At 55.2% G+C, this 1,128-nt stretch carries 2 protein-coding genes; both read left to right on the forward strand.

Translation table 11 applies throughout. From position 1 onward, the window contains the following. The first annotated feature begins 255 nt into the window (after positions 1 to 255). A complete protein-coding gene (locus VZ95_RS19115) occupies positions 256 to 549 on the forward strand; it encodes a hypothetical protein (RefSeq protein ID WP_045777278.1) in 294 nt (97 codons plus the stop codon). A gap of 59 nt (positions 550 to 608) precedes the next feature. Continuing rightward, entirely contained in the window at positions 609 to 884 is a 276-nt protein-coding gene (locus VZ95_RS19120) for a BrnA antitoxin family protein (RefSeq protein ID WP_045777279.1), read from the forward strand. Positions 885 to 1,128: the final 244 nt, after the last annotated feature.

The following is a 1,128-nucleotide window of genomic DNA, read 5'->3' on the forward strand; positions in this document are numbered from 1 at the left end:
AATAAACCTTATTTTTCTTGCAGTAATCTTACCGGTCATTTTTTTTGCCATACTCTTATCCCTTCAGCGGCATCCCAACCATGCGGTCTATCGGGATGCAGCTTGCGACCAATTCCGTCCTTAAAGTGTAACGGCATCGAGCATCTGCAATCAAACGCATTCCGAAGCTGCGACTATGCCCGCTAACCTCTATTTACCCAGACCCAGCCGCCGAAACAAATCGCCCACTCATTTTTTTGGGTGTACAATCAATCCATGCGAACCGTCATCGAAACCCCGACATTCCAGAAGCAGGCCGAGGCAGTCTGGGATCGGGACGAACGGCACGCCTTTATCGATTGGATCGCCCGGAACCCCGACGCCGGGGATGTAATCCCTGGGGCCGAGGGCGCGCGGAAAGTTCGGTGGGGGCGGTCTGGAACGGGCAAGCGGGGCGGCGTTCGGGTGATTTATTTCCACCTGTCCGCCGATGAAGTGGTGCTGCTGCTGATGGTCTATGCCAAAGCCGCGCGCGCCACCGTAAAGGCCGGGGACATTCAGCGGAGATAATATGATGAACAACTTGAAGACCCTAAACGTCGAGAAAATCGCCGCCGCTATCGAAGCCGATGCGGGCGAAGCCTTGCCCGGCCTGCGCGCGTCGCTCGCCGAGGCCAAGGCGGGCAGTTTTTGCGCAAATCCATACGCCGGAGGAAATCGTAAGCCGGGGGCGCGGGCGTCCGGCGGGCAGCAAACAGGCGACAACGAAGGAAGCCGTCAAAATCCGCCTGGATGCCGATGTCCTCGCCGCCCTGCGCGCCAGCGGCGACGGCTGGCAGACGCGCATCAACGATACGCTGCGCGCGTCGCTGGCCTTGAGCGGGAAAATTCCGCGCGACCAATAATTAGGCTTGGAAGATAAAAACGGGCAGCCCCCGGCGCTCGCAGTCATCACCACAAGAAAGCTTTCCAACCATCGCACCGCATTTACCACGCGATACCCTGATATATCGCCATAGCTATTTATTGATCGAAAAAATTGTGAGAGAGTTCCTATAAGGCTACCATATGGAGTGTTTAATATGCATATTGGGCATATCACAATAATTCTAATCGCTTTAGGATTTAGTAGTAACGCTATTGCAAGTG

The organism is Elstera litoralis (assembly GCF_000963705.1).
GTDB classification, from domain to species: domain Bacteria; phylum Pseudomonadota; class Alphaproteobacteria; order Elsterales; family Elsteraceae; genus Elstera; species Elstera litoralis.